Origin of the sequence: Streptomyces sp. NPDC046939 (assembly GCF_040644575.1) — a bacterium.
GTDB lineage: Bacteria > Actinomycetota > Actinomycetes > Streptomycetales > Streptomycetaceae > Streptomyces.
On sequence record NZ_JBEYWV010000041.1, the window covers coordinates 1 to 25,610 of the forward strand.

Consider the following 25,610-nt stretch of genomic DNA (forward strand, 5'->3'; position numbering starts at 1 on the left):
CCCCTGGGGGGGCGCCCGTCCGGGCGGCCCCCCAGGGGCGCGGCCCATCCGGGCGGACCCCTGTCTCCGAACCCCTCGGGGCAGCACAATGCGCGCAGGGGAGCGAGGGGGGACTAAATGGACGTCACGGACGCCGCCGATGAACTGCTCACCCGTGTGGGACGCGGGGACGAACGGGCCTTCGAGGAGCTGTACGAGAAGGTGGCGGGGCCCGTCTACGGTCTCGCGCGGCGCGTTCTGCGCGACCCCGCGCAGGCCGAGGAGGTGGCCCAGGAGGTCCTCCTTGAGCTGTGGCGGACCGCCGCCCGGTACGACCCGGCGCGCGGCGGCGCCCTCTCCTGGGTCCTGACCCTGGCCCATCGCAGGGCCGTCGACCGGGTGCGCAGCGTCCGCGCCGCGGGGGAGCGCGAGCAGCGCGTGGCCCGGCGCGCGGACATGCCCGCCTTCGATCAGGTCGCCGAGGCGGTGGAGAGCGGCCTCGAACGGGACTGGGTGCGCCGCTGCCTCGGCCGCCTCACCGACCTCCAGCGCCAGGCGGTCACCCTCGCCTACTACGACGGCTACACCTACCGCGAGGTCGCCCGCCGCCTGTCCGTGCCGCTCGGCACCGTGAAGACCCGGATGCGCGACGCCCTCCTGCGGATGCGGGCCTGCCTGGACGGGGCGTCGGCGTGAGCCCCCTGCTCGACGGCTCGACGAGAAAGCGGGCCGGGGCACGTGAGATCGCCCACGTTCCCGCCGCGCCCGATCCCCGTCACGGATCCCGCCGCCCCACCCACGACAAGGTCACCAACTCTGGCTGATCTCGGGCGCGGAACGCCCGCCCAGTGCCCCTCTTGTCCAACTCGCCCTGAATTCAGTAAGATTCGGAGAGTAATCGACTTTGGGTCGTCAACCTCCCTACGGGGTAGGTGAATCGTGCGGCCGGGATACACGAGTGTCCCGATGGGGCGATAGGGTTAACCTGCCCGGGCCGGGTGCCCTCGTACGGGTGGGGAGTGACATGGAACAGATAACAGTGCGCAGCAGGCCGCGTGTGCCTGCGATCACGTGCGGATCCAGCGCGACCAGTTCGCGTCTCGACCGCCATCTCGCGGTGCTCGGCGGTCCCGCCGTGCCCCAGGTCGAGGTGGCGGAGGCGACGACACTGATGCGTGAGCTGACCGCGCGTGACACCGCGCACAGGCGCGGCGGCAGCGCCGCGCGGGTGCGGCGGGTCTCGCTCTTCGCACCACTGCGGCGCCTGCGCCGCACGCTGTTCGGCGGCCACTAGCGGGTCGTCCGTCCAGCAGGGTTCGGGCCCGTGTCCGACCTCCGCGCCGTCCGGCGTACCGCTGCGCATCTTCGCGACCGTCATCCCCACGGCTTGCGGCGGGCGTCCCGGCAAGGAGGCAGGTACGGGCCTTCGCCATGTCCGCGTACGTCGTTCGGCGCCCGCTCCGCTGACCGGCTCAGCGGTCGCCGCGCGCGCAGCGGCGGACCGCGAGCGGCACGCACAGCAACAGCAGTGCCGCGCACCAGCCGAGTGATCCGGCGACCGGGTGCGCCACCGGCCAGGAGGCGCCGTCGGGCACCGGCGCGTTGCCGAACAGGTCACGGATCGCCGTGCAGACCGCGCTGATCGGGTTCCACTCGGCGAGCGTGCGCACCCAGCCGGGCATCCCGTCGGTCGGGATGTACGCGTTCGACAGCAGCGGAAGCATGAACGTGGCGCTGCCCAACTGCCCGGCCGCCTCCTCGCTCCGCGAGACGAGCCCGAGCAGGATGCCGACCCAGGTCGTGGCGAACCGGAACAGCAGCAGCAGTCCGAAGGCCGCCGACGCCTTCGCCGCCCCGCCCTCGATCCGCCACCCCATCGCGAGCCCCACGAGCACCAGCGGCACCAGACCGAGCGCGGTCGTCAGCAGATCGGCACCGGCCTGCCCGAGAGGTACGGCGCCCCGGCTCATGGGCAGCGTACGGAACCGGTCCATGACGCCGCGGTGCGTGTCCTGCGCCGCCGTGAACATCCCCGTCATGATCCCGTTCGCCGCCGTCGCCACGAGCATGCCGGGCACGAGGTAGGCGCGGTAGTCGGTACCCGGCATGGCGAGCGCACTGCCGAACACGTACCCGAAGAACAGCAGGAACACGATCGGCATCGTCTGCGTCATGACCGTGATCGCCGGAGCGTGCCGGACGCGCTGGAGGTGGCGGCCGAGCATCGCCGTGCCGTCGTACAGGATCGCGGTGCTCATGCGGCGGCCTCCCGGGTCGCGTGGTCCTGGCGGGTGCCGGCGGTGCGCGTCAGACGCAGGAACACCTCGTCGAGCGTCGGCGGGCGCAGGGTGGCGTCCATCAAGGGCACGCCGGACGCGTCGAGTTCACGTACGACGCGGGGGAGCGTGACGGCCGGGTCCAGGACGACCGCGCCGACCGTCCGGTTCTCCGCGTCGAGCCGGGGCCGGGCACCGGTGAGCTGGTCGAGGACGACGGCCGCCGCGTGCAGCGCCCGCTCGCCCGCGTCGTCCGGGACGACGACCTCGGCGTAGTGCCCGATCCGCGCCTTCAACGCGGCGGGGGTGCCCGAGTGGGCGGCGCGGCCCTCGTCGATCAGGACGATCTCGTCGGCGAGCTGGTCGGCCTCCTCCAGGTACTGCGTGGTCAGGACGACGGTCGTGCCCGCGCGGGCCAGTGCGCGGACCGCGTCCCAGATCGCGTTCCTGCTGTGCGGGTCCAGCCCGGTCGTCGGCTCGTCGAGGAAGAGCACGGCGGGCCGCGTGATCAGGCTCGACGCGAGGTCGAGGCGGCGGCGCATACCGCCCGAGTACGTACGCGCCGGCCGGTCCGCGGCCTCGGCGAGCGCGTACCGCTCGATCAGCTCGTCCGCCCGCGACCGGGGCGCGCGCAGCAGCCGGGCGAACAGGCGCAGGTTCTCCCGCCCGGTCAGATCCCCGTCGACCGACGCGTACTGCCCGGTGACGCCGATGGCGCGGCGGACGGCGTCCGGGGCGCGCACGACGTCGTGCCCCGCGACACGCGCGGTGCCCGCGTCCGGGCGGAGCAGCGTGGTGAGCAGCCGGACCGCGGTCGTCTTCCCCGCCCCGTTCGGCCCGAGCAGACCGCACACCGTCCCCTCGCGCACCGCCAGATCGAGCCCCCGCACGGCGTGCACGGCCTTCTCCCCGGACCCGAACCGTTTCTCCAGACCCTCACTAAGTACAGCGTACGTAGAAGTCATGGGGCCACCGTACCCCACTACGTACGCCGTACGTAACTACGATGGAGCGCGAGGTGATGATCAATGGCGGTCCGACCGGCCGTACCCGAAGTGATCTGGGCGCGCCCCGAGCGCACCGGCCGCGGGCCCCGACCCGCGCACAGCAGGGACGACATCGCGGCGGCAGCCGTGCGCGTGGCCGACGCGGAGGGCATCGACGCGGTCTCCATGCGCAAGATCGCCGGTGAGCTGGGCATGGGCACGATGTCGCTCTACAACTACGTGCCGCGCAAGGAGGACCTGTACGAGCTGATGGTCGACGCCGTCAGCGCGGAGTACGCGTACCCGGAGCCGAGCGGGGACTGGCGCGAGGACGTCCTGGCCCTGGCCCGGCAGACGCGGCAGATCATGCACCGGCATCCGTGGCTGCCGCGGCTCATGTCGCCGGTGTACGGGTTCAGCCCGAACGCGCTGACGTACCTGGAGTACTGCCTGCGGTGCCTGGACCCGCTGGAGCTTCCCTACGGGACGAAGATGGAGCTGATCGCCGCCGTGACGGGCGTCGTGACCACCTACGTCTCCAGCGAGATCGCCGGGGTCGAGCGGACGCGGTCACTGCCGTGGAGCGCCGAGCAGGAGCAGGCGGTGCGGATCGCCTATCTGGGCGGGCAGGTGGCGTCCGGGCGGTATCCGCGGCTCGCGGCTGCGTTCAGCGAGGATGCGGGGCCGATCGATCTGGAGGCGGTGTTCGAGCGGGCGTTGCGGCGGACCTTGGCGGGGTTCGTGGCCGGGTAGCGCTCCGGGGTGGGGCCTTCGGTTGTCGCGCGAACGACTCGCCATTGTGGTTGCTCGCGCCGTTCCCCGCCTTCCTCTGAGAGGCGCACTTCGTGCGGCCTCTCAGAGGAAGGCGAACTGGCCGCCTGGGCCCTCCTCCGGCTGGTCCAGGACGGTTGCCGGGCGGCGGGCCGGCGCCGGGACCGGGAGGACTCCCGCTCGGCGGAGTTCGTAGGGGCCGAGCAGTGTGCCGAGGTCCGCGCGCAACTCGCGTCGCAGCGGTTCCAGTTCGGCGAGGAGCGCCAGGACCGTGATCAGTTCCAGGAGCTCCGACGTCCACTGCTGGGGCCAGGTCGCGGGCCGGACGGCCGTGAGCGTGCCCTGTTCCGCCGGGGCCGTCCGGCGGATGAACCACTGTTCCAGGACGCGGACGCCGCTGACGTGGAAGTCCCAGGCCGCCGCCGGGACCGGGGAGATGCGGCCGTCGCCGATCAGCAGGGCCTCCTCCTCGCGGTCGTAGAGGAGTTCCGTGGGGCGGGGCGGCAGGGGAGCGCGGACGTACGGGCGGCGGCCACCCGGCAGCTTGGGCCGGTCGGCGCCCTGCCCGCGCCGGTGCAACCACAGCACACGGCGGCCGATCTCCACACCGCGCGCCCAGACCTCCGGGTCCACGGGGAGCGGAACCCGGCACTCCTTCGCGTCCCGGGTGGCGGCCGCGAGAATCCAGGCCAGAAGGGGCTCGGGGCCCACCTCGTGGCCGTAGAGGGCCGAGAGGTGGGGGAGGAGGCCCGGGGCGACGTTGGGTTCGGTGGCGCCGGGGCGACGGTACAGCGGGCGGATGCGGCCGGGGCGGCCCGCGGGGGAGCGGCCCTCGGGGAGGACGGCACTGGCGAGCAGCGCGGGGCCGCCCGCGTCGGGCACGTACCCCTGCTCGACGAGGAAGAGCTGGTGGTCGTCCGCCACCCGCCACAGCTCCGGGCGGGCCGCGTCGATCAGGCGCTGGTCGGGGATGAGCCACTGCTCGTCGAACGGGCCGTGCAGAATCCGCACCGGCTCCGGGCACGGCCCCTCCGCACGCGCCAGCGGCTCCGTCCCGGCGCGCTGACGCGGGAGCTGGGCGGCGGCGCTGTGCAGGGTGCGGGCGCGGGACGGCTGGAGCAGCGCCTCCCGCCGCTCGCGCGGGGCCGCGACGAACGCGTCCCAGCGCGCCTTCAACGACGCCGCGTCCGGCGCCACCGGCCAGGAACGGCCCAGGCGCAAGGGCGCCACGGACCACGGCATGAGGTCCGCGAGCGGCATGGCGTCGGTGAGCGGCCCGTCGTTCGTCACGCCCGGCATGGTACGTGGCCTCCGCGCACCGTCAGTGGGCGTCCAGCGTCACCGTGAACGAGAAGCGGTCGCCCCGGTAGTGGATGACCACCACGTCCAGGACCCTGCCCTCCTCGTCGTAGGTGATGCCCGTGTAGTGCAGGATCGGGCTGAGCAACGGCACCTTCAGCAGCCGCGCCGTCTCCGGGTCCGCGAGGCGGGCCTCCACCGAGTCCGTGATCCGGCTGATGCGGGCCCCGACCACGTCACGCAGCACCTTCGTCATCGGCCAGCGCGCCAGATCCGCCACGTCCACCTGGCCGCCCAGGTCCGGTCTGACGTAGTTGCGGGCGTGGTTCGTCGGCTCGCCCGTCTTCTCGTCGCAGCGCAGGCGGTGGTACGTCGCCACGGACTCCGTCCCCGGGAACAGGCCGGCGTACTGCACCGGGACCGGGGCCGTGCCGTGCGCCAGTATCTCCGTCACCATCCCCGACTGCTGCGCCACGATCGCGTCCACCGAGCCGAGCAGGCGTACGGGGGCGCCCTGCTGGGCCGTCGGCTCGATGAACGTGCCGCGGCGGCGGTGCCTCGTGATCAGCCCCTCGTCCTCCAGCTCCTTCAGCGCCTGGCGCATCGTGAGGACCGAGACGCCGTAGTGCACCGCGAGCTGTTCCTCCGTGGGCAGGCGCAGTGGGTCCTGCGGGGTGCGGCCCAGTATGGAGGCGCGCAAGGACTGCGACACCTGGTACCAGAGAGGCAGCTTGCGGTTCAGGACGATCGAGTCCGGGGCGAATGACGTCACGGGTTATCCGTATCTGGCGGGGCCGGGGCTGTGCAATGCGGGGTGCGATTTCGTCTGCCGGGTGACTGTCCCGTGGGCGGCTTCGTGTGCCGGGTGACTGTCTCGTGGGCGGCCCCCGCCCGGTGGGGGCTGGTCGCGCAGTTCCCCGCGCCCCTGAAGGCTTGCGGCTTCGCCGCGCCTTCCCGTGGAGCACGCGGCTTTTCCGCAGCCCCTTGAAATGGCGCACGGAGTGCGCATTTCAGGGGCGCGGGGAACTGCGCGACCAGCCACGACGCACCCGCACCCGCCGAGCGCCCCGCACCCGGCAGACGAGAAGGCGCGCCCCTACCCCCTGAAGTGACGTTCGAGCCCGCGCCACACCTCGTCATAGCCCCGCTGCAAGTGCCCCGCCCGCGCAGCCTGCACCGTCGCCGTGATGGGCCACCGCGTCTCGAACATGAACGCCAGCCCGTCATCGACCCGCTGAGGCACGAGCTCCGCCGCGCTCGCCTTGTCGAACGTCTCCCGGTCGGGCCCGTGCGCGGACATCATGTTGTGCAGCGACCCCCCACCGGGCAGGAAGCCGGAGGCCTTCGCGTCGTAGGCGCCTTCGATCAGGCCCATGTACTCGCTCATGACGTTCCGGTGGAAGTAGGGCGGCCGGAACGTGTCCTCGCCCACCAGCCAGCGCGGCGCGAACACCACGAAGTCCACCCCGGCGAGACCGGGCGTGTCGGACGGCGACGTGAGCACCGTGAAGATCGACGGGTCGGGGTGGTCGTAGGAGATGGTGCCGAGGACGTTGAAGCGCCGCAGGTCGTACACGTACGGGACGTGGTTGCCGTGCCAGGCGACGACGTCGAGCGGGGAGTGGTCGTAGGTGGCGCTCCAGAGGTTGCCGCAGAACTTGTTGACGACCTCGACCGAGGCCGTGCCGTCCCCGTCGTCCTCGTACGCGGCGACCGGCGCCCGGAAGTCCCGCGCGTTGGCGAGGCCGTTGGCGCCGATGGGGCCGAGGTCGGGGAGGCGGAACGGGGCGCCGTAGTTCTCGCACACGTAACCGCGGGCGGTGTCGTCCAGCAGCTCGACGCGGAAGCGGACCCCGCGCGGGATCAGCGCGACCTCGCCCGGCCCGGCGGCGAGCAGGCCGAACTCGGTGCGCAGGAGGAGGCCGCCGCGCTCGGGCACGATGAGGAGTTCACCGTCGGCGTCGCTGAACACCCGCCGTGTCATGGAGGAATTGGCGTGGTAGAGGTGCACGGCCATGCCGGTGCGCTGCGTCGCGTCGCCGTTGCCGCCGAGCGTCCACAGGCCGGACAGCCAGTCCGTGCCGGGCGCGGGCTCGGGCAGCGGGTTCCAGCGGCGCCGGTTGGGGTCGGGGACGGCCTCGGTGAAGGGGGCGGTGCGCACGGCGCCGTTGTCGACGCGGGTGAACTCGGGGTGTGCGGCGGACGGGCGGATGCGGTACAGCCACGAACGGCGGTTGTGCGCGCGGGGTTCGGTGAAGGCCGTGCCGCTGAGCTGCTCGGCGTAGAGGCCGAGCGGGGCGCGCTGGGGGGAGTTGCGGCCCTGCGGCAGGGCGCCGGGTACCGCCTCCGACTGGTGCTCGTTCCCGAAACCGGACAGATAGGCCAGGCCCTCGGCCGCCTTGCGTGCGTCCCCGCTCATCTTCGCTCCCTCGTCCCTGATTCCTATGCTCAACCGTAGGATTCGGAGATCACCCGCGCAAGAGGCCGTTTCCGGACGGGGCGACCGGGTCCCTCTCGGGCCGGACCTCCTCCCCGAGAGGGATTCGCGAAGGTGAGCGTTGCTCTACTCTCCCCGTCATGTTCAGGACACCGTGGGTGCGCGCAGCCGTCGCCGGTCTGACGTGCGCCGTGCTGACGGGGCCCGCCGCCGGGTGCGGGAGCGATGACGACGGCACCCGCACGGCCGGTGAGGTCCGCACCGACCGCACCGACGACGAGGGCAGGCCGTACCGGGAGGTCCCCGAGGAGGACGCTCCGGAGATCGGCGTCGTCGTCCAGCCGGACGAGGCGCGGGCGGGCGGCTGGGACGTCAGGATCCGCGTACGGAACTTCCGCCTCACCCCGGAGAGTTCCCCGAAGGGCAGCCCCGCCGACGCCGTGCGCGGGCGGGGCTACGCCCGGCTCTACCTCGACGGCCGCCCCCTCGCCAGCCTGCGCACCACCGCCTACCGGCTGCCGCCCACCCGGCTCGCCCGCGGCACCCACCACCTCACCGCCCGCCTCTACGCCGACGACCACACGGTCTGGGCGGTCGACGGCGAACCGGTCGAGGCCACCGCCGACCTCACCGCCTCGGGCGCGGAACCGTCCCCGGGGGCGAGCACCGTAGGCTGACCGCCATGCCCCACCCCACGTCCCTGCGGCGCGCCCCCGTCCAGCAGCGCAGCGCCGAGCGGCTGAGCCGGATCATCGACGCCTGCGCCGAACTCCTCGACGAGCAGGGCTACGACGAGTTGAGCACCCGGGCCGTCGCGACGCGGGCCGATGTGCCGATCGGCTCGGTCTACCGGTTCTTCAGCAACAAGCGGGCCATGGTCGACGCCCTGGCCGAGCGGAACCTGGAGCGGTACGCCGAGCGCGTCGCCGAGCGGCTCGGGGCCATCGCGGCGGACGACTGGCGCGGCGCCATGGACGCCTTCCTCGACGAGTACCTGGCCATGAAGCGCACGGCCCCGGGCTTCTCCCTCGTCGACTTCGGGACGCAGATCCCCGTCGGCGACCCCGACGCCGACCCCAACCACCGCGTCGCCGACACCCTCACCGACCTCCTCGCCCCCCACCTCGGCCGCACCCCGGACCCCGACCTGCGCCGCACCTTCCTCGTCGCGGTGGAGTCCGCGGACGCCCTGGTCCGCCTCGCGTTCCGACTCGACCCGTCGGGCGACGAGCGGATCATCGGGGAGATCAGACAGTTGCTGCGGGCGTATCTGGCCCGGGTACTCGACTAAAGGCGCACCAACCCGCCACATCAGCCACGACGATCACAATCCGTCGCGTCCGTCCTGCCCGTCGTGCCCGCCACTTCGGCCCTGATCGGTGCTGATCGGCCCTGGGCAATCTCCTGTTTGAGCGACGCCTCCCTTTTCTCCATACCGCTCGGTATGCTCGACCCGCCCGCGCACCAATGCACCGCCCTAGCGATCGCCCTGGGAGACGCCATGCCCCGCACCGCCCTGCGCATCTGCCCGCTCTGCGAAGCGACGTGCGGACTGGCGCTCACCATCGAGGGGACCCGCGTCACCCGCGCCCGGGGCGATCGCGACGACGTGTTCAGCGCCGGGTTCATCTGCCCGAAGGGCGCCTCCTTCGGCGCGCTCGACGAGGACCCCGACCGGCTCACCCGGCCCCTGGTCCGCAAGGACGGCCGGCTCCAAGAGGCCACGTGGGACGAGGCGTTCGACGCCGTCGCCGCCGGGCTGCGGCCGCTCATCGAGGCGCACGGGCCGAACGCCGTCGGTGTCGTCCTCGGCAACCCCAACGTGCACACCATGGCCGGCGCCCTCTACCCGCCCGTCCTGCTCAGCACCCTGCGCACCCGCAACCTCTTCACCGCCTCCACCGTCGACCAGATGCCCAAGCACGTCTCCAGCGGCCTGCTCTTCGGCGACGCGAACGCCATCCCGGTGCCCGACCTCGACCGCACCGACCACCTCCTGATCCTCGGCGCCAACCCCCTCGAATCCAACGGCAGTCTGTGCACCGCCCCCGACTTCCCCGGCAAGCTGAAGGCGCTGCGCGCCCGGGGCGGCACCCTCACCGTCGTCGACCCGCGCCGCACCCGCACCGCCAAGCTCGCCGACCGGCACGTGGCGATCCGGCCCGGCACGGACGCCCTGCTCCTCGCCGCCCTCGCGCACGTCCTGTTCGAGGAGAAGCTCGTCGACGTAGGACCGCACCTCGCCCCTCATGTGCAGGGCCTCGGCGAACTCGCCGAAGCGCTGCGGGACTTCAGCCCCGAGGCCGTCTCCGGCCGCTGCGACGTCTCCGCCGACACCCTTCGCGCCCTCGCCCGTGAACTGGCCGCCGCGCCCACCGCCGCCGTCTACGGCCGGGTCGGCAGCAGCACCGTCGCCTTCGGCACCGAGGCCAGTTGGCTCGTCGACGTCCTCAACGTCCTCACCGGCAACCTCGACCAGCCGGGCGGCGCCCTCTTCCCGCTCTCCGCCACCGCCCCCGCGCCCCGCCCCGCCGGACCCGGCAAGGGCTTCGCCCTCGGCCGCTGGCGCAGCCGCGTCTCCGGACACCCCGAGGCCAAGGGCGAACTGCCCCTCGCCGCGCTCGCCGAGGAGATCGACACCCCCGGCGAGGGCGCGATCCGCGCCGTCGTCGCCATCGCCGCCAATCCCGTCCTCTCCGCACCCGACGGCGACCGGCTCGACAAGGCCCTCGACTCGCTCGACTTCATGGTCAGCGTCGACCCGTACCTCAACGAGACCTCACGCCACGCGCACGTCGTCCTCCCGCCGCCCCCGCCGTCGCGCAGCGCCCACTTCGACTTCGCGTTCAACACCTTCGCCGTACGCAACCAGGTCCGCTACACCCGCGCCGCCATCCCCCTGGCGGACGGGCAGCCCGACGAGTGCACCCTCCACGCCCGGCTCGTCCTCGCCGTGAGCGGGCAGCACGGCGCCCCCGCCGACGCCGTGGACGACATGGTCATCCGCGCCGCGCTCACCAAAGCCGTCGCCACCCCGCACTCGCCGTGCTTCGGCGCCGACCCCGAACAGCTCGCCCGCGAACTGACCGGCGACACCGGCCCCGAGCGCCGCCTCGACATGATGCTGCGCCTCGGCCCGTACGACCTCACCCTCGACGACCTGCTCGCCCACCCCCACGGCATCGACCTCGGCCCGCTGGAGCCGCGCCTGCCCGGCCTCCTCAAGACCCGCAGCGGCCGTATCGAACTCCTGCCGCAGCCGATCGCGGACGACCTGCCGCGCCTGCGCCGGGCGCTCGATGACACGGACGACGGGCTCGTCCTCGTAGGACGGCGCCATCTGCGGTCCAACAACAGCTGGATGCACAACATCCCCGCCCTCGTCGGCGGCTCCAACCGCTGCACCCTCCACGTCCACCCCGACGACGCGGCCAGGCTCGGGCTGCACGACGGCACGCCCGCGCGCGTACGGGCGGCGGGCGGTGAGGTCGTGGCACCCGTCGAGGTCACCGACACCGTGCGGCCCGGAGTCGTCAGCCTGCCGCACGGCTGGGGCCACGACCGGCCGGGGACCCGGCTCGGGGTCGCGGCCCAGGACCCCGGCGTGAACGTCAACCAACTGCTCGACGGCAGCCTCCTCGACCCGCTCTCCGGCACCGCCGTGCTCAACGCCGTACCCGTGGAGATCGAGGCCGCCGCACCGACACCCGTATGACCCTCGCGCGACCGTGACCTGGAGTTTTGCGCTTATTGCTCACGTGTCAACATCTTGTTAACGCGTTCGTCACACCCCTAACGTCGCGCTGACCGCCGACCCCCGGGCGGTAGTTCAACGGCGAACGTAGGGACTCCACTCCATGCTGACCATCCTCGGCTTCGCCATGATCGCCACCTTCCTGGTGCTGATCATGGCGAAGAAGGTGTCGCCGATCGCGGCGCTCGTCCTCATCCCCGCGCTGTTCTGCGTCCTCGTGGGCAAGGGCGCGCACCTCGGCGACTACGTCATCGCGGGCATCGGCGACCTCGCGCCCACCGCCGCGATGCTGATGTTCGCGATCGTCTACTTCGGCGTGATGATCGACGTCGGCCTCTTCGACCCGATCGTGCGGGCCATCCTGCGGTTCGCGAAGGCCGACCCCGTGCGCATCGTCGTCGGCACCGCCGTGCTCGCCGCGATCGTCTCCCTGGACGGCGACGGCTCCACCACCTTCATGATCACCGTTTCGGCGATGTACCCGCTCTACAAGCGCCTGAAGATGAGCCTCATCGTGATGACCGGCGTCGCCGCCACCGCCAACGGCGTCATGAACACCCTGCCCTGGGGCGGCCCGACGGCCCGCGCCGCCACCGCCCTCAAGGTCGACGCGAGCGACATCTTCGTCCCGATGATCCCGGCGCTCGCCGTCGGCATGGTCGCCGTCCTCCTCCTCGCCTACGTCCTCGGGCGCCGCGAGCGCAAGCGGCTCGGCCACCTCTCCCTGGAGCCCGTCACCGAGGCCGTGACGGAGACCGCCGACGAGAAGGTCCTGGTCGGCGCGGGTGCCGGTACCGGCGGCCCGGGGGTCGCGGGCGGCGGCGGTGACCACGCCGCGCCCGCGTACGAGAACGAGGACGGCGAGACCTTCGCCGGACTCGACCCGCACCGCCCCACCCTGCGCCCCAGGCTGTACTGGTTCAACGCGCTCCTCACCGTCGCCCTGCTCACCGCGATGATCATGGAGCTGCTGCCCATCCCGGTCCTGTTCCTGCTCGGCGCCGCGCTCGCGCTCACCGTCAACTTCCCGCACATGCCGGACCAGAAGGCCCGCATCGGCGCGCACGCGGAGAACGTCCTCAACGTCGCCGGGATGGTCTTCGCCGCCGCCGTCTTCACCGGCGTCCTCCAGGGCACCGGCATGGTCGACCACATGGCGAAGTGGGTCGTGAGCGGCATCCCCGACTGGATGGGCCCGCACATGGCCCTGGTCACGGGCGTGCTGTCGATCCCCTTCACCTACTTCATGTCGAACGACGGCTTCTACTTCGGCATCGTGCCGGTCCTCGCCGAGGCCGGGAACGCGCACGGCGTCTCCACCCTGGAGATCGCCCGCGCCTCCCTCGTCGGCCAGCCGCTGCACATGTCGAGCCCGCTGGTGCCCGCCGTCTACGTGCTCGTCGGCATGGCGAAGGTCGAGTTCGGCGACCACACCAAGTTCACCGTGAAATGGGCCGCGCTGACCGCGCTCGTCATCCTCGGCGCGGGCCTGCTCTTCGGGATCGTGTGAGCCGATGAGCGGGACCCCGAGCCGGGCCTGGCTGCTGCGCCTCGTCATCGCCTTCAGCTGCGCGCAGGCGGCGGTGTCGATGGCGCGGCCCGCCGTCTCCTACCGGGCCCTCGCGCTCGGCGCCGACGAACGGGCCGTCGGCGTCATCGCCGGTGTCTACGCCCTGCTCCCGCTGTTCGCCGCCGTCCCGCTCGGCCGCCGCACGGACCACGGCCGCTGCGCCCCGCTGCTGCCGGTCGGCGTCGTCCTGATCTCGGGCGGCTGCGCGCTCAGCGGCCTCGCGCACTCCCTGGTGGCGATGGCCGCGTGGAGCGGGGTGATGGGCCTCGGCCACCTCTGCTTCGTCATCGGCGCCCAGTCGATCGTGGCCCGCCAGTCCGCCCCGCACGAACAGGACCGCAACTTCGGCCACTTCACCATCGGGGCGTCCCTCGGCCAGCTCGTCGGACCGGTCGCGGCGGGCGCTCTCATCGGCGGCCCGGACCTCGCGGGCACCAGCGCGCTAGCCCTGCTCGTCGCGGCGGCCGGCTGCGCGCTCGCGCTCACCTCCCTGTGGCGGATCGAGCACCGGCGTACGGAGACCAAGGCGCGGGAAGGCGCCTCGCCGGTCCCCGTCCACCGCATCCTGCGTACGCGCGGGGTCCCCGGCGGCATCTTCATCAGCCTCGCCGTGCTCTCCGCGACCGACATCCTCACCGCCTACCTGCCCGTGGTCGGCGAGCACCGGGGCATCGCCCCGTCCGTCGTCGGCGTGCTGCTGAGCCTGCGCGCGGGCGCCACGATCGCGTGCCGGCTCGTGATGACGCCGCTCATCGACTGGCTCGGCCGGACCGCCCTGATCGCGACGACCTGCCTGCTCGCCGCCGTGCTGTGCGCGGGCATCGCGCTCCCGGTCCCCGTCTGGGCGCTCGGCGCGATGCTGCTCCTGCTGGGCTTCTGCCTCGGGGTCGGTCAGCCGCTGTCGATGACGACGGTGGTGCAGGCGGCGCCGCCCGACGCCCGTTCGACCGCCCTGGCCCTGCGTCTGACCGGCAACCGCCTGGGGCAGGTCGCGGCGCCCGCGACGGCCGGACTGGTCGCGGGCCTGGTCGGTACGGCGGCGCCGTTCGTGATGCTGGGCGGGCTGCTGCTGATCGCGGCCGGGCTTGGCGCGAGGGGAACGGGGGGAGGTGACAAGCGTCTCTGGCGCCGGAAAACTAACAGCGCTAGTTTGGGTGCCCCGAGGAGCCGGAACCAGAGCCAGAACCAGAGCGCGCAGCAGAAGGAGAGCCCATGAAGGCCCACGACGGCATGTACATCGGCGGCGAGTGGCGGGCCGCCGCGGGCGGGGACACCATCGCCGTCGTCAACCCGGCCGACGAGCAGGTCATCGGGCACGTACCCGCGGGCACCGCCGAGGACGTGGACGCCGCCGTGCGCGCCGCCCGCACCGCCTTCCCCGCCTGGGCCGCGACCCCGCCCGCCGAGCGCGCCGCGAAGCTCGCCGCCCTGCGCGACGTGCTCGCCGCCCGCAAGGACGAGATCGCCGAGACGGTCACCGCCGAGCTGGGCGCCCCGCTGAAGTTCTCGCAGACGGTGCACGCGGGCGTCCCCGTCCTGGTCGCGGGCTCGTACGCGGAGCTGGCCGCCACCCACCCGTTCGAGGAGAAGATCGGCAACTCCACGGTCTACTCCGAGCCGGTCGGTGTCGTCGGCGCCATCACGCCCTGGAACTACCCGCTCCACCAGATCGTCGCCAAGGTCGCCCCGGCACTCGCCGCGGGCTGCACCGTCGTCCTCAAGCCCGCCGAGGACACCCCGCTGACCGCGCAGCTGTTCGCGGAGGCGGTGGACGAGGCGGGCATCCCGGCGGGCGTCTTCAACCTCGTCACCGGCGTCGGCGCGGTCGCGGGCCAGGCCCTCGCCGAACACGCCGACGTCGACCTCGTCTCCTTCACCGGCTCCACGGCGGTCGGCCGCCAGATCGGCGCGACGGCGGGCGCCGCCGTCAAGCGCGTCGCCCTCGAACTCGGCGGCAAGTCCGCCAACGTCATCCTGCCCTCCGCCGACCTCGCCAAGGCCGTCAACGTCGGCGTCGCCAACGTCATGGGCAACTCCGGCCAGACGTGCAGCGCCTGGACCCGCATGCTCGTCCACACCTCCCAGTACGACGAGGCCGTGGAGCTGGCCGCGGCCGCCGCCGCCAAGTACGGCGACCGCATCGGCCCGCTCGTCAACGCCAAGCAGCAGGCGCGCGTGCGCGGGTACATCGAGAAGGGCGTCGAGCAGGGCGCCCGCCTCGTCGCGGGCGGCGCCGAACCACCGCGCGAGCAGGGCTACTACGTCCAGCCCACCGTCTTCGCCGACGTCACCCCCGACATGGCCATCGCCCAGGAGGAGATCTTCGGCCCCGTCGTCTCGATCATCCGCTACGAGGACGAGGACGACGCCGTACGGATCGCCAACGGCACCGTCTACGGGCTCGCGGGCGCCGTCTGGGCCGGTGACGAGGAAGAAGCGGTCGCCTTCGCGCGGCGCATGGACACCGGACAGGTCGACATCAACGGCGGCCGGTTCAACCCGCTCGCCCCGTTCGGCGGGTACAAGCAGTCGGGCGTGGGCCGGGAGCTCGGCCCGCACGGTCTGGCGGAGTACCTCCAGACGAAGTCGCTCCAGTTCTGACCCTTCGCGGTTCCGCCGCCTCAGCCCTGTCGCTTCCGTCCCGAAGGAGATCGATCTCTTCATGGTCCGCGCCGCTGTCCTGCCCGCCGTCGGCTCCCCGCTGGAGATCACCGACATCGACCTGCCCGCGCCGGGCCCCGGCCAGGTCCGCGTCAAGCTCGCCGCCGCCGGGGTCTGCCACTCCGACCTGTCGCTGAGCAACGGCACGATGCGCGTACCGGTCCCCGCCGTCCTCGGCCACGAAGGCGCCGGCACCGTCGTGGCGGTCGGCGAAGGCGTCACCCATGTGGCGCCCGGCGCCGAGGTCGTCCTCAACTGGGCGCCCTCGTGCGGCAGTTGCCACGCGTGCTCGCTCGGTGAGGTCTGGCTGTGCGCCAACGCGCTGGCGGGCGCCGGGAACGTCTACGCCCGCCGCGCCTCCGACGGCACCGACCTCCACCCCGGTCTTAACGTCGCCGCGTTCGCCGAGGAGACCGTCGTCGCCGCGAACTGCCTCCTGCCCGCACCCGAGGGCGTCCCCCTCACCGACGCCGCCCTCCTCGGCTGCGCCGTCCTCACCGGGTACGGCGCCGTCCACCACTCGGCGCGGGTGCGCGAGGGGGAGAGTGTCGCGGTGTTCGGCGTCGGCGGGGTCGGTCTCGCCACGCTCCAGGCGGCGCGGATCGCGGGTGCGTCGAAGATCATCGCGGTGGATGTGTCGCCGGAGAAGGAGGCGCTGGCGCGGGAGGCGGGTGCCACGGAGTACGTCGTCGCCTCGGACGATACGGCCCGCGAGATCCGCGCCCTCACCGGCAAGCAGGGGGTCGATGTCGCCGTGGAGTGTGTCGGACGCGCCATCACCATCCGTACGGCCTGGGAATCCACCCGGCGCGGTGGCCGTACCACCGTCGTCGGCATCGGCGGCAAGGACCAGCAGGTCACCTTCAACGCCCTGGAGATCTTCCACTGGGGCCGCACCCTCGCGGGCTGCGTCTACGGCAACTCGGACCCGGCGGCCGACCTGCCGGTCCTGGCGGGGCACATCCGTGCGGGGCGCTTGAATCTGGCCTCGATGGTGACGGAACACATCGCCCTGGACGACATTCCGACGGCGTTCGACAACATGCGGGCCGGCAAGGGCGGCCGAGCGCTTGTCGTTTTTGCCGGGAGCTGAGGGGACCGGGGCGCGGGGGTGGGCGTCCGCTGGATGCGGGTCCGGGTCCGGGTGCGGGTGCGTCGTGGCTGGTCGCGCAGTTCCCCGCGCCCCTGAGGCATGCGGCTGCGCCGCGATGCCCCGGGCGGGCGTCTGCCGTGTGTTGTCGCGTTGCCGGGTGCGGGTGTGGTGGTGGCTGGTCGCGCAGTTCCCCGCGCCCCTGAAAGGCTGCGGCTCCGCCGCGCCTTCAACCGGGCCACTTTGGAAGGCCGCGCCTTCAACCGGCCACTTTGGAAGGCCGCGCCTTCAACCTGGCCACTTCGGAAGGCCGCGCCTTCAGCCCGGCGCCCCTGGAAGGCTGCGGCTTCGCCGCGCCTCCAGGGCGCCACCCGTGGTTCTGAAGGCGCGGCGAAGCCGCATGCCTTCAGGGGCGCGGGGAACTGCGCGACCAGCCACGACGGACCCGCACTCGCCATCGAAAGATCAACCCGGCAGACGAGAAGGCGGGACCGGCCCCCAGTCAGCGCACCCCGGTCACCCCGAGTTCCGCCGAGAAGAACTCCGCCCCCACCCCGGTCACCCGAACCGCCCGCTCCGACCCGATCCGCTCGACCCACCCGGACGCAAGCGCCCGGCGACAAAGCACCGCCCCCGCGACCCCGGCCAGATGAAGCCTCCGCTCGGTCCAGTCCAGGCAGCCACGCGCGAGCGGCCGCCGGCCCTTTCCAAGAACCCCCGGCTCCCCGAGCCCCCGGAACCAGCAAACCCCCGCCTCCGTCAGCGAGAACCCCGTCTCGACCCGCAGGAACCCCCGCCCCGCGAGCCCCTCCGTCACCGCGATCCCCAACCGCCCGGCCAGATGGTCGTAGCAGGTCCGGCCCCGCGCCATCGCGTCCCGCGCCGAGGACGCCCGGAGCGTAGGGGGCCGCTCACCCCCGCCGGGCACGGCGTACGCCGCGAACCCCTCGACGAGCTGCGCGGCGCCCGCGTCGGCGAGCCGGAGGTAGCGGTGCCTGCCTTGCCGTTCCTCGGCCAGGAGCCCGCCGGAGACCAGCTTGCCCAGGTGCTCGCTGGCCGTGGACGCGGCGACGCCCGCGTGCCGGGCCAGCTCACCGGCGGTCCACGCCCTGCCGTCCAGCAGCGCGAGCAGCATCGCGGCCCGTGTCTCGTCGGCGATGAGCGTGGCCAGCGCGGCGACCCGCGCCGCGCCGGGTTCTGTCGTGGAAGCCATGCCCCAAGGATGCGCCGGAACGGTTCGGCGCGGGCCGAAGTGTCAGCGCGCGGCGGCGACGACGGCTTCGTACTGCACCCCGAGCCCGTCGAGCAGCGCGGTGAGCCCCGTCTCGAAGGCCCGGTCGTCCACGACGTCCTGGTGCTCGGCGAGGAGGTGCGCCTGCCCGAGGTGGGGGTAGTCGGCGGGGTCGTACGCCGTCTCGTCGTCGACGAACCCTCCGGCGAACGAGCCGAGCGCCGACCCCATCACGAAGTACCGCATGAGCGCCCCGATGGACGTGGCCTGCGCGGGCGGCCACCCGGCATCGACCATCGCCCCGAACACCGCGTCGGCGAGGCGGAGTCCGGCGGGCCGCCGGCCGGGGCCCTGGGCGAGCACGGGCACGATGTTGGGGTGCTCGCGCAGCGCGGCCCGGTAGGAGACGGCCCAGTCGTGCAGCGCATCGCGCCACCCGCGCGGATCGTCCGCGTCGAACATCGACAGGTCGACCTGGGCGCTGACGGAGTCGGCGACCGCCTCCAGGATCTGGTCCTTGGTGCGGAAGTGGTTGTAGAGGGAGGGCCCGCTCACCCCGAGCTCGGCGGCGAGCCGCCGCGTCGAGACGGCCGCGAGCCCTTCGGCGTCGACGAGGGCGCGGGCCGCGTCCACGATGCGGTCGGTGCTCAGGAGGGGCTTGCGCGGTCGGGCCATGCGGCACATAGTAGGGCTGTCCCTGTAAAACTAGCAGTGCTAATTAAAGGTCACCTGGGAGTCGTCCGTGCATCTGGAGCTGAGCGAGGAGCAGACGGCGGTCCGTCGGCTCGCCAAGGACTTCGTGGACCGTGAGATCGCGCCGCACGTGGTGGCCTGGGACCGCGCCGAGGAAGTCGACCGCGGGATCGTGAAGAAGCTCGGCGAGGTCGGCTTCCTCGGCCTGACCATCGACGAGGAGTACGGCGGCTCGGGCGGCGACCACCTCGCGTACTGCCTGGTCACCGAGGAGCTGGGGCGCGGCGACTCCTCCGTGCGCGGCATCGTCTCGGTCTCCCTGGGACTGGTCACCAAGACGATCCAGTCGTACGGGAGCGAGGAGCAGAAGCGGCACTGGCTGCCCCGGCTCACCGCGGGCGACGCGCTCGGCTGCTTCGGCCTCACCGAGCCCGGCACCGGCTCCGACGCGGGCAATCTGTCGACGCGTGCGGTCCGTGACGGCGACGACTACGTGATCAGCGGCTCCAAGATGTTCATCACCAACGGCACCTGGGCCGACGTGGTGCTTCTCTTCGCGCGCTCCACCGACGCCCCGGGACACAAGGGCGTCTCCGCCTTCCTCATACCCACCGACACCCCCGGTCTGACCCGCCGCACCATCCACGGCAAGCTCGGCCTGCGCGGGCAGGCCACGGCCGAACTGGTCCTTGAGGACGTCCGCGTCCCCGCCACCGCGCTGCTCGGCCCCGAGGGCAAGGGCTTCTCGATCGCCATGTCCGCCCTGGCCAAGGGCCGGATGTCGGTCGCCGCGGGCTGCGTCGGCATCGCCCAGGCCGCCCTCGACGCGGCGGTCGGCTACGCGGGCGAGCGCGAGCAGTTCGGCAAGCCCATCGCCTCGTACCAGCTCGTGCAGGAGCTGATCAGCGACATCGCCGTGGACGTGGACGCGGCCCGCCTGCTCACCTGGCGCGTCGCCGACCTCATCGACCGGGGCGAGGACTTCGCCACCGCCGCCTCGAAGGCGAAGCTGTTCGCGTCCGAGGCCGCCGTCCGCTCCGCCAACAACGCCCTCCAGGTCTTCGGCGGCTACGGCTACATCGACGAGTACCCGGTCGGCAAGTTGCTCCGCGACGCCCGCGTCATGACCCTGTACGAGGGCACGAGCCAGATCCAGAAGCTGATCATCGGCCGCGCCCTGACGGGGGTCTCCGCCTTCTGAGGACACACTGACGACGCCCGCCCCCTTGAGAAGGTCCCGGATCAGGCGTACACCGCTGGTATGGGCTGACGGGGGAGAGGCGAGCCCATGAGTGACATGAGCCGGATCAACCTGCGCGGGGACGTCAGCGGGCAGGTCGTCGTCGGGGACCGCAACGTCGTCATCAGCGCCCGGGACGGCGCGCAGGTCTCGTACCGCGCCGAGGGGCCGCCGCGCGTCAGGCCGCGCCCGTTCCCCCTCGGTGCGCCGCAGCCCCGGCAGGCCGCGCTCATCGGCCGGGACGCCGAACTCGCGGCGATCGGGCGCTGGCTGGCCGGCGGGAGAGCGGTCCAGGTCTTCGGCCCGCCGGGCATCGGCAAGAGCGCGCTGCTGCACCGGTTCGCCGCCGACCGCGCGGCCCGCGGCGACCCCGTCGTCCGGCTGACCGCGACGGGCACGCCGCTGGAGGATCTCCTCCAGGAGCTGTTCCACACCTGCTACGAGACCGAGAGCGGCCGCGAGTTCGACGGCTACAAGCCCGAACCGGCCGCCCTGCGCCGCCTGCTGGGCGCGCTGCGGGTCCTGCTCGTCGTCGACGACCTCACCGCCACCTCCGAGGACCTGGCCCTCCTGCGGGACATGACGGGCGGCTGCGCACTGCTGACCGCCTCCGCCGAGTGGACCGCCGGCTTCGACGGCAGGCCCATGCGCCTGGAGGGACTCCCGGCCGACGACGCGTTCGCCCTGCTCGTACGGGAGCTGGGGCGCACGCCGCGGGGCCCGGAGGCGGACGCGGCCCGGCGCCTGATCGCCACCGTCCAGGGACATCCGCAGACCCTGGTGCAGACGGCCGCGGCCCTGAACGCGGCGGCCCGGGACGCGTGGCCGCCGCCCACGGCCTTCCGGATCGACGAGAACGCCCTGGCCGTCGGCGTAGCGGCCCGGCTCTCCCCGGCCTCCGTCGGCCTCCTGCGGCTGCTCAGCGCGCTCGATCCGCTGCCCGTGCCCACGGTGCTCCTGGAGGTGTTCGGGGCGCGGCCCGACCGGTCGGCGGTGGCGGAGCTGACGGCCCTGCGCCTGGTCGAGGCCGACGGCGAGGGCTTCCGCTCCTGCGGGCGGTTCGCCGCGCTCGTCGCGCGGCAGGCGGGGGCCACGGGTGACGCCGCGCGGCTGGCGCCCCCGCTGATCCAGTGGCTGCGGCTCCGCGCCACCCGGCGCGAGGCGGGCGCGGCGGCGGCGGTGACCGGGCGGGTCCTCGCGGCGGCGGTCTGGCGCGAGGACCACACGACGGCCCGGGACCTCGCCCGCGCCGCCGCCCCGCTCCTCGCGCTGTCCCTGCGCTGGGGCGCGTGGCGGCGCGTCATCGAGCACGGCAGGACGGCGGCGCACACGCTGGGGGACGCCGCGAGCGAGTCGTACTTCCGTCACGAGGCGCAGAAGCGGCGTCTCGCCCTGGGCGGGGCGGCCATGGGCGCGGGCGGCGGTGGCGGCGGCGCCGGGTACGCGGCGGTGCAGGGCGGCGGCGGACTCGGCGCGGGCGCCCCGCCCCCGGGCGGCCCACCGGGACCCGCGCCGCCGCCGCCCGGACCACCCGGCGGTGTACCGGGGCACGGCCCAGCGCTCACGCCCGGCTCAGCGGGCGCGCGGGGCGCCCGCGCCGCGCACCGGTCGCTGCACAGCACGGTCTCGGCGCATCCGGTCGCGGCGGGGGTCGGCGCGATGGCGCTGGCGGCGAGCGGGGTGGTCGCGGCCGTGCACCTGGCGGGCAGCGACAGCGGGCCGGCCGTCGTGGCGTCCACTCCGCCCGCGATCCCGAGCGACCTGCTCCCGAGCGACCCGCCCACGTCGGCCCCGGAGCCGAGCCCCAGCCTTTCCGCTCCCCGCACCAGCACGCCACCCTCGACGCCGCCGGTCGTCCCCGGGCGGCCCACCGGCTCGGACGGCTCGTGTCCTCCCGTCGCGCTCGGCAGTCAGGACTTCGGCGCCGTGACCGTCGGCGAGCAGAAGACCGAGACCGAGAGCTTCTCGTGGCTGGAATGCGACAACGAGGACGCCCTGCGGGCCGACGACCCGGGCAACTGGAGCGCCGCGCTGACCTCCTGCCCGCCCGCCTCGGGACAGGGCGGCACCTGTGAGTTCCAGGTGACCTTCCGGCCCTCGAAACCGGGCGGCTACAGCACCCGGGTCGTGATCCCCGCCGACGACGGCGCGCAGGACGTCACGCTGACGGTGACCGGGACCGGCGTGTCGGTGCCGTCGACGCCCGTCGACCCGTCGTCCCCCGTCGAGCCGTCGCCGACGGACACCTCGCCCGCGCCACCACCACCCGAACCCACCATCAGCTGAGGAGACCTCATGCCGCACACCCCGGGCGACCGCTACGACATCCGCACGCACGACGTCTCCGGCCAAGTGGTCGTCGGCCGCGACAACACCGTCAGCCGGATCGACTCACCGGCCTCCGCCGCACCCGTCACCGAGCGGGAACTCGCCGAGCTGCGCGCCGAGTTCGCCCGCGTACGCGCGGCGCTCCCGGCGGACGCCCCCGAGCGGGCCGGTGAACTCCTCGACGAACTGGAGGAGTCCGCGACGGCGCTCGAGCCCGACCTGTCCACGATGGAGTACGTGCGCCGCTGGTTCGGTCGCCACCTGCCGTCCCTGGCCGGCGCGGTCACCGCCCTGGTGGTCCACCCGATCGTCGGCCGGCTGGTCGAGGCCGCGGGCGGCACCCTCGCGGACGAGTTCCGCCGCCGCTTCGGCGGCGAGAGCACCTGATCGCACGGTCGTCTGAGTACCTACCTAGGCGGCGCCGGGCGGCGGTGAGTAGCGGAGCGGATGTGGCGGCGGCCACACCCCGGCCATGCTGTGCGGCATGAGTGAGACACCGGTCAAGCAGCAGAACACCGCCGCCTTCTACGGACAGGCCATCGCGTCCTTCGCCCTCGCGCTCACCGCCGTCTCCGTCGGGATCTACCGCCTCGACGCGAGCGGCTGGATCCGCGCCTTCCTCGCCATCTCGGTCCTGTACCTGACGACGTCGGCCTTCACCCTGGCCAAGGTGGTCCGGGACCGCCAGGAGGCCGACCAGATCGTGAGCCGGGTCGACCAGGCGCGCCTGGAGAAGATCCTCGCCGACCACGACCCGTTCAAGCCCGTCGCCTGATCCGTCCGCCCCTGCGCGCTAAGCGCCCGCTCACCCCGGGAGGTATGGTGTGGGCGCACGTACCCGGGAGGATGTGAGCGGACCGATGACGCAGGACGAGCGGGCCCTGGACCAGGCCGTCGAAGAGGTGCCGTGGGCCGAGGTCACCCCCGACGCGGCCAGGCGGCTGCTCCTCGCGGCCGTCGAGGCGTTCGCCGAGCGCGGCTACCACGCCACCACGACCCGGGACATCGCGAGCCGGGCCGGGATGAGCCCGGCCGCGCTCTACATCCACTACAAGACCAAGGAGGAGCTGCTCCTGCGCATCAGCACCATCGGCCACGAGAAGGCGCTGATGATCCTGCGCCGCGCGGCCGACGGCGGGGGCAGCGCCACCGAGCGGCTCACCGAGGCGGTCCGCTCCTTCGTCCGCTGGCACGCCGGGCACCACACGACCGCCCGCGTCGTCCAGTACGAGCTGGACTCGCTCGGCGAGGAGCACCGCCCCGCCATCGTCGCCCTGCGCCGCCGCAGCGACGCCGCCGTGCGCGAGATCATCACCGACGGCGTCGAGGCGGGCGAGTTCGACGTCCCCGACGTGCCCGGCACCACCCTCGCGGTGCTCTCCCTCTGCATCGACGTGGCCCGCTGGTTCAACACGGAGGGCCGCAGGACGCCCGACGAGGTCGGCGCGCTCTACGCCGACCTCGTGCTGCGCATGGTGGGGGCCCGGAAGTAGCTCAGAAGTAGTAGCGGGAGACCGACTCCGCGACGCAGACCGGCTTCTCGCCGCCCTCGCGCTCCACGGTGAACGCGACGGACACCTGCACCCCGCCCGGCACGTCCTCCACGGACGTGATCCTCGCCGTCGCCCGCAGCCGCGAGCCGACCGGCACGGGGGCGGGGAAGCGCACCTTGTTGGTCCCGTAGTTGACGCCCATCTTCACGCCCTCGACGGAGATCAGCTGCGGGCCGAACAGCGGCAGCAGCGACAGGGTCAGATAGCCGTGCGCGATGGTCGTGCCGAACGGGCCCTCCTTGGCGCGCTCCGGGTCGACGTGGATCCACTGGTGGTCACCGGTCGCCTCGGCGAACCGGTCGATCCGCTCCTGCTCGACGGTGACCCAGTCGGTGTGGCCCAGTTGCTCGCCGACCGCGGCCCTCAGCTCGTCGGCATCCTTGAAAACCCGCGGTTCCGCCATCTCCAGTGACCTCCCGGCTCCCGTGTCTAAGCGCTTGCTCAGCTCTCCGGGCATGCTAACAACGTCCCCCGCCCGGCGACTAGGCTCGGCGGGGTGCCACAGATTCCGGAGAAGATCCACGAGCTCACCGTCGGCCAGCTCTCCGCGCGCAGCGGGGCCGCCGTCTCCGCCCTGCACTTCTACGAGTCCAAAGGGCTGATCAGCAGCCGCCGCACCCCGGGCAACCAGCGCCGCTACACCCGTGACACCCTGCGCCGGGTCGCCTTCATCCGCGCCGCGCAGCGCGTCGGCATCCCGCTGGCCACGATCCGCGACGCCCTCGCCGAACTCCCCGAGGAGCGCACCCCGAACCGGGAGGACTGGGCACGCCTGTCGGAGGCGTGGCGCGGCGAACTGGACGAGCGGATCACGCAGCTGGGCCGCCTCCGCGATCACCTCACCGACTGCATCGGCTGCGGCTGCCTCTCGATGGAGACCTGTGTCCTGTCCAACCCGGACGACGTCTTCGGCACCCGGCAGACGGGCTCCCGCCTGATGAAGGAGCGCCGCGACAGCTAGGCCCCGCGCGGGGCGACCGGGCGGGCGCCTACGCGGCCGGGCGGCGCAGAGCGGCCTCGACGAGCTCCGCGTTGCCCGGGGCCCGCGACCCGTCCGGCAGGAGCAGCACGTCCTCGAGACCCACCCGGGTGGCCAGCCCCGACCGCAGGGCCAGCCGCAGCACGGGCCACGCCCCGCCCTCCTCCCCGTGCAGCAGCACGGGCCGCCCGTGTGCCGGGCCGAGAGCGTCCAGCAAGGACCGGGCGGCCGACTCGGCGGCCCCGGCGTCCCGCTCGGTCACCTCGGCGAGCACCCGCAGCACCCGCGGCCCGAGCGGCGACGCGGCGAACCGTTCCGCCGCGTCCGTCCCCGACCAGATCCCGGCCTCGACCCCGACGCCCCGTTCGAGGAGCGCGGCGGCGACCTCCTCCGCCCCCTCCTCGTGCCAGTTCACGGAGGCGTGGTCCGGCAGCGTCGTCCACGAGCGGATCCGCGCCACCCGCGCCGCGGGGTCGGGCTCGGCCCACGCGCCCGTCGTCACCCCGACCGGTACGGAAACCCGCGCGCGGATCGCCTCCAGGGTCGCCGCAACCGAACGTGGCGCCAACGTGTCTTGTCCACAGGGGGACTTGGGGTGAACATGCACATCCGATGCGCCGGCCGCGACCGCCGCCGCGGCGGCCTCGGCCAGCGCCCCGGGCGAGAGCGGCACCGCCGCTCCGTCGCTCGCCCCACGCGCACCGTTCAGACACACCTGTACGAACACCATGAAGCGATGGTGCCAGCAGCGACCGGCGGCGGG

25 protein-coding genes are annotated in these 25,610 nt (G+C 73.3%); 16 read left to right on the forward strand and 9 right to left on the reverse strand.

The window, feature by feature from the left end:
- Positions 1 to 117 precede the first annotated feature (117 nt).
- Together sigK and ABZ877_RS33855 are read left to right on the forward strand one after the other, a co-directional pair.
- Entirely contained in the window at positions 118 to 675 is a 558-nt protein-coding gene (gene sigK, locus ABZ877_RS33850; protein WP_361079366.1) for an ECF RNA polymerase sigma factor SigK, read from the forward strand.
- A 328-nt stretch (positions 676 to 1,003) separates the two neighbouring features.
- The gene (locus ABZ877_RS33855) at positions 1,004 to 1,273 is read left to right on the forward strand and encodes a hypothetical protein (RefSeq protein WP_361079368.1); all 270 of its coding nucleotides are present in this window, start codon (positions 1,004 to 1,006) and stop codon (positions 1,271 to 1,273) included.
- A 178-nt stretch (positions 1,274 to 1,451) separates the two neighbouring features.
- On the opposite strand, the gene ABZ877_RS33860 is transcribed toward ABZ877_RS33855, so the two are convergent.
- On the reverse strand, positions 1,452 to 2,237 hold the full coding sequence (locus tag ABZ877_RS33860; protein WP_361079370.1) for an ABC transporter permease: 786 nt from the start codon (positions 2,235 to 2,237) through the stop codon (positions 1,452 to 1,454).
- On the reverse strand, positions 2,234 to 3,220 hold the full coding sequence (locus ABZ877_RS33865; protein ID WP_361079372.1) for an ATP-binding cassette domain-containing protein: 987 nt from the start codon (positions 3,218 to 3,220) through the stop codon (positions 2,234 to 2,236). Before ABZ877_RS33865 ends, ABZ877_RS33860 begins: the two co-directional genes overlap by 4 nt.
- Before the next feature lie 63 nt (positions 3,221 to 3,283).
- On the opposite strand from ABZ877_RS33865, the gene ABZ877_RS33870 reads away from it, so the two are divergent.
- The gene (locus ABZ877_RS33870) at positions 3,284 to 3,994 is read left to right on the forward strand and encodes a TetR/AcrR family transcriptional regulator (RefSeq protein ID WP_361079373.1); all 711 of its coding nucleotides are present in this window, start codon (positions 3,284 to 3,286) and stop codon (positions 3,992 to 3,994) included.
- Between the two features lie 102 nt (positions 3,995 to 4,096).
- Here ABZ877_RS33870 and ABZ877_RS33875 read toward each other — a convergent pair whose 3' ends face one another.
- From ABZ877_RS33875 to hmgA, 3 genes are all read right to left on the reverse strand, one after another.
- Complete coding sequence (locus tag ABZ877_RS33875; protein WP_361079375.1) at positions 4,097 to 5,311, reverse strand: type ISP restriction/modification enzyme; 1,215 nt, start codon at positions 5,309 to 5,311, stop codon at positions 4,097 to 4,099.
- Positions 5,312 to 5,333: 22 nt separating this feature from the next.
- On the reverse strand, positions 5,334 to 6,083 hold the full coding sequence (locus tag ABZ877_RS33880; RefSeq protein WP_361079377.1) for a GntR family transcriptional regulator: 750 nt from the start codon (positions 6,081 to 6,083) through the stop codon (positions 5,334 to 5,336).
- Positions 6,084 to 6,407: 324 nt separating this feature from the next.
- The gene (gene hmgA / locus ABZ877_RS33885) at positions 6,408 to 7,730 is read right to left on the reverse strand and encodes a homogentisate 1,2-dioxygenase (protein ID WP_361079378.1); all 1,323 of its coding nucleotides are present in this window, start codon (positions 7,728 to 7,730) and stop codon (positions 6,408 to 6,410) included.
- A 158-nt stretch (positions 7,731 to 7,888) separates the two neighbouring features.
- On the opposite strand from hmgA, the gene ABZ877_RS33890 reads away from it, so the two are divergent.
- From ABZ877_RS33890 to ABZ877_RS33920, 7 genes are all read left to right on the forward strand, one after another.
- Positions 7,889 to 8,425 (forward strand): hypothetical protein, encoded by a 537-nt coding sequence (locus ABZ877_RS33890; RefSeq protein WP_361079380.1) that lies wholly within the window; start codon positions 7,889 to 7,891, stop codon positions 8,423 to 8,425.
- Positions 8,422 to 9,039: a TetR/AcrR family transcriptional regulator gene (locus ABZ877_RS33895; protein WP_361079504.1), complete on the forward strand. Its 618-nt coding sequence runs from the start codon at positions 8,422 to 8,424 to the stop codon at positions 9,037 to 9,039. The genes ABZ877_RS33890 and ABZ877_RS33895 overlap by 4 nt, the downstream gene beginning before the upstream one ends.
- 210 nt (positions 9,040 to 9,249) lie before the next feature.
- Positions 9,250 to 11,463 (forward strand): molybdopterin oxidoreductase family protein, encoded by a 2,214-nt coding sequence (locus tag ABZ877_RS33900; protein ID WP_361079381.1) that lies wholly within the window; start codon positions 9,250 to 9,252, stop codon positions 11,461 to 11,463.
- A 142-nt stretch (positions 11,464 to 11,605) separates the two neighbouring features.
- Entirely contained in the window at positions 11,606 to 13,012 is a 1,407-nt protein-coding gene (locus tag ABZ877_RS33905; RefSeq protein WP_361079383.1) for a CitMHS family transporter, read from the forward strand.
- 4 nt (positions 13,013 to 13,016) lie between these two features.
- Positions 13,017 to 14,288, forward strand: a complete 1,272-nt coding sequence (locus ABZ877_RS33910) for an MFS transporter (RefSeq protein ID WP_361079384.1) — start codon at positions 13,017 to 13,019, stop codon at positions 14,286 to 14,288.
- The gene (locus tag ABZ877_RS33915; protein ID WP_361079385.1) at positions 14,285 to 15,673 is read left to right on the forward strand and encodes an aldehyde dehydrogenase family protein; all 1,389 of its coding nucleotides are present in this window, start codon (positions 14,285 to 14,287) and stop codon (positions 15,671 to 15,673) included. Before ABZ877_RS33910 ends, ABZ877_RS33915 begins: the two co-directional genes overlap by 4 nt.
- Before the next feature lie 61 nt (positions 15,674 to 15,734).
- The gene (locus tag ABZ877_RS33920) at positions 15,735 to 16,826 is read left to right on the forward strand and encodes a Zn-dependent alcohol dehydrogenase (RefSeq protein WP_361079387.1); all 1,092 of its coding nucleotides are present in this window, start codon (positions 15,735 to 15,737) and stop codon (positions 16,824 to 16,826) included.
- 499 nt (positions 16,827 to 17,325) lie between these two features.
- On the opposite strand, the gene ABZ877_RS33925 is transcribed toward ABZ877_RS33920, so the two are convergent.
- Complete coding sequence (locus ABZ877_RS33925; protein WP_361079389.1) at positions 17,326 to 18,036, reverse strand: winged helix-turn-helix domain-containing protein; 711 nt, start codon at positions 18,034 to 18,036, stop codon at positions 17,326 to 17,328.
- A gap of 42 nt (positions 18,037 to 18,078) precedes the next feature.
- Positions 18,079 to 18,729: a TetR/AcrR family transcriptional regulator gene (locus ABZ877_RS33930; protein ID WP_361079391.1), complete on the reverse strand. Its 651-nt coding sequence runs from the start codon at positions 18,727 to 18,729 to the stop codon at positions 18,079 to 18,081.
- Positions 18,730 to 18,796: 67 nt separating this feature from the next.
- On the opposite strand from ABZ877_RS33930, the gene ABZ877_RS33935 reads away from it, so the two are divergent.
- The 5 genes from ABZ877_RS33935 (at position 18,797) to ABZ877_RS33955 (ending at position 23,808) form a co-directional block, all read left to right on the forward strand.
- Positions 18,797 to 19,948 (forward strand): acyl-CoA dehydrogenase family protein, encoded by a 1,152-nt coding sequence (locus tag ABZ877_RS33935; protein WP_361079393.1) that lies wholly within the window; start codon positions 18,797 to 18,799, stop codon positions 19,946 to 19,948.
- A gap of 87 nt (positions 19,949 to 20,035) precedes the next feature.
- Positions 20,036 to 22,273 carry an ATP-binding protein gene (locus ABZ877_RS33940; protein WP_361079395.1) on the forward strand — a complete coding sequence of 746 codons (2,238 nt, stop codon included), beginning with the start codon at positions 20,036 to 20,038 and terminating at the stop codon, positions 22,271 to 22,273.
- A gap of 9 nt (positions 22,274 to 22,282) precedes the next feature.
- A complete protein-coding gene (locus tag ABZ877_RS33945; RefSeq protein WP_361079397.1) occupies positions 22,283 to 22,702 on the forward strand; it encodes a hypothetical protein in 420 nt (139 codons plus the stop codon).
- Between the two features lie 97 nt (positions 22,703 to 22,799).
- Positions 22,800 to 23,090, forward strand: coding sequence for a YiaA/YiaB family inner membrane protein (locus tag ABZ877_RS33950; protein WP_361079399.1), 291 nt, complete (start codon positions 22,800 to 22,802; stop codon positions 23,088 to 23,090).
- A gap of 85 nt (positions 23,091 to 23,175) precedes the next feature.
- Positions 23,176 to 23,808 (forward strand): TetR/AcrR family transcriptional regulator, encoded by a 633-nt coding sequence (locus ABZ877_RS33955; protein WP_361079401.1) that lies wholly within the window; start codon positions 23,176 to 23,178, stop codon positions 23,806 to 23,808.
- A gap of 1 nt (position 23,809) precedes the next feature.
- Here ABZ877_RS33955 and ABZ877_RS33960 read toward each other — a convergent pair whose 3' ends face one another.
- Positions 23,810 to 24,271, reverse strand: coding sequence for a MaoC family dehydratase (locus tag ABZ877_RS33960; RefSeq protein WP_361079403.1), 462 nt, complete (start codon positions 24,269 to 24,271; stop codon positions 23,810 to 23,812).
- A 93-nt stretch (positions 24,272 to 24,364) separates the two neighbouring features.
- On the opposite strand from ABZ877_RS33960, the gene soxR reads away from it, so the two are divergent.
- Positions 24,365 to 24,829, forward strand: a complete 465-nt coding sequence (gene soxR / locus ABZ877_RS33965; RefSeq protein ID WP_361079405.1) for a redox-sensitive transcriptional activator SoxR — start codon at positions 24,365 to 24,367, stop codon at positions 24,827 to 24,829.
- 28 nt (positions 24,830 to 24,857) lie between these two features.
- On the opposite strand, the gene ABZ877_RS33970 is transcribed toward soxR, so the two are convergent.
- Positions 24,858 to 25,577 carry a 3-keto-5-aminohexanoate cleavage protein gene (locus ABZ877_RS33970; RefSeq protein ID WP_361079407.1) on the reverse strand — a complete coding sequence of 240 codons (720 nt, stop codon included), beginning with the start codon at positions 25,575 to 25,577 and terminating at the stop codon, positions 24,858 to 24,860.
- Between the last annotated feature and the right edge of the window lie 33 nt (positions 25,578 to 25,610).

Bases quoted from the DNA above. Each gene is read 5' to 3' on its own strand.
- ABZ877_RS33915 (WP_361079385.1), top strand. From the start codon at position 14,285: ATGAAGGCCCACGACGGCATGTACATCGGCGGCGAGTGGCGGGCCGCC.
- ABZ877_RS33855 (WP_361079368.1), top strand. From the start codon at position 1,004: ATGGAACAGATAACAGTGCGCAGCAGGCCGCGTGTGCCTGCGATCACG.
- sigK (WP_361079366.1), top strand. From the start codon at position 118: ATGGACGTCACGGACGCCGCCGATGAACTGCTCACCCGTGTGGGACGC.
- ABZ877_RS33910 (WP_361079384.1), top strand. From the start codon at position 13,017: ATGAGCGGGACCCCGAGCCGGGCCTGGCTGCTGCGCCTCGTCATCGCC.
- ABZ877_RS33930 (WP_361079391.1), bottom strand. From the start codon at position 18,729: ATGGCCCGACCGCGCAAGCCCCTCCTGAGCACCGACCGCATCGTGGAC.
- ABZ877_RS33890 (WP_361079380.1), top strand. From the start codon at position 7,889: ATGTTCAGGACACCGTGGGTGCGCGCAGCCGTCGCCGGTCTGACGTGC.
- ABZ877_RS33970 (WP_361079407.1), bottom strand. From the start codon at position 25,577: ATGGTGTTCGTACAGGTGTGTCTGAACGGTGCGCGTGGGGCGAGCGAC.
- ABZ877_RS33940 (WP_361079395.1), top strand. From the start codon at position 20,036: ATGAGTGACATGAGCCGGATCAACCTGCGCGGGGACGTCAGCGGGCAG.
- hmgA (WP_361079378.1), bottom strand. From the start codon at position 7,730: ATGAGCGGGGACGCACGCAAGGCGGCCGAGGGCCTGGCCTATCTGTCC.
- ABZ877_RS33900 (WP_361079381.1), top strand. From the start codon at position 9,250: ATGCCCCGCACCGCCCTGCGCATCTGCCCGCTCTGCGAAGCGACGTGC.
- ABZ877_RS33925 (WP_361079389.1), bottom strand. From the start codon at position 18,036: ATGGCTTCCACGACAGAACCCGGCGCGGCGCGGGTCGCCGCGCTGGCC.
- ABZ877_RS33905 (WP_361079383.1), top strand. From the start codon at position 11,606: ATGCTGACCATCCTCGGCTTCGCCATGATCGCCACCTTCCTGGTGCTG.
- ABZ877_RS33950 (WP_361079399.1), top strand. From the start codon at position 22,800: ATGAGTGAGACACCGGTCAAGCAGCAGAACACCGCCGCCTTCTACGGA.
- ABZ877_RS33865 (WP_361079372.1), bottom strand. From the start codon at position 3,220: ATGACTTCTACGTACGCTGTACTTAGTGAGGGTCTGGAGAAACGGTTC.
- ABZ877_RS33870 (WP_361079373.1), top strand. From the start codon at position 3,284: ATGGCGGTCCGACCGGCCGTACCCGAAGTGATCTGGGCGCGCCCCGAG.
- ABZ877_RS33955 (WP_361079401.1), top strand. From the start codon at position 23,176: ATGACGCAGGACGAGCGGGCCCTGGACCAGGCCGTCGAAGAGGTGCCG.
- ABZ877_RS33920 (WP_361079387.1), top strand. From the start codon at position 15,735: ATGGTCCGCGCCGCTGTCCTGCCCGCCGTCGGCTCCCCGCTGGAGATC.
- ABZ877_RS33875 (WP_361079375.1), bottom strand. From the start codon at position 5,311: ATGCCGGGCGTGACGAACGACGGGCCGCTCACCGACGCCATGCCGCTC.
- ABZ877_RS33860 (WP_361079370.1), bottom strand. From the start codon at position 2,237: ATGAGCACCGCGATCCTGTACGACGGCACGGCGATGCTCGGCCGCCAC.
- ABZ877_RS33945 (WP_361079397.1), top strand. From the start codon at position 22,283: ATGCCGCACACCCCGGGCGACCGCTACGACATCCGCACGCACGACGTC.
- ABZ877_RS33960 (WP_361079403.1), bottom strand. From the start codon at position 24,271: ATGGCGGAACCGCGGGTTTTCAAGGATGCCGACGAGCTGAGGGCCGCG.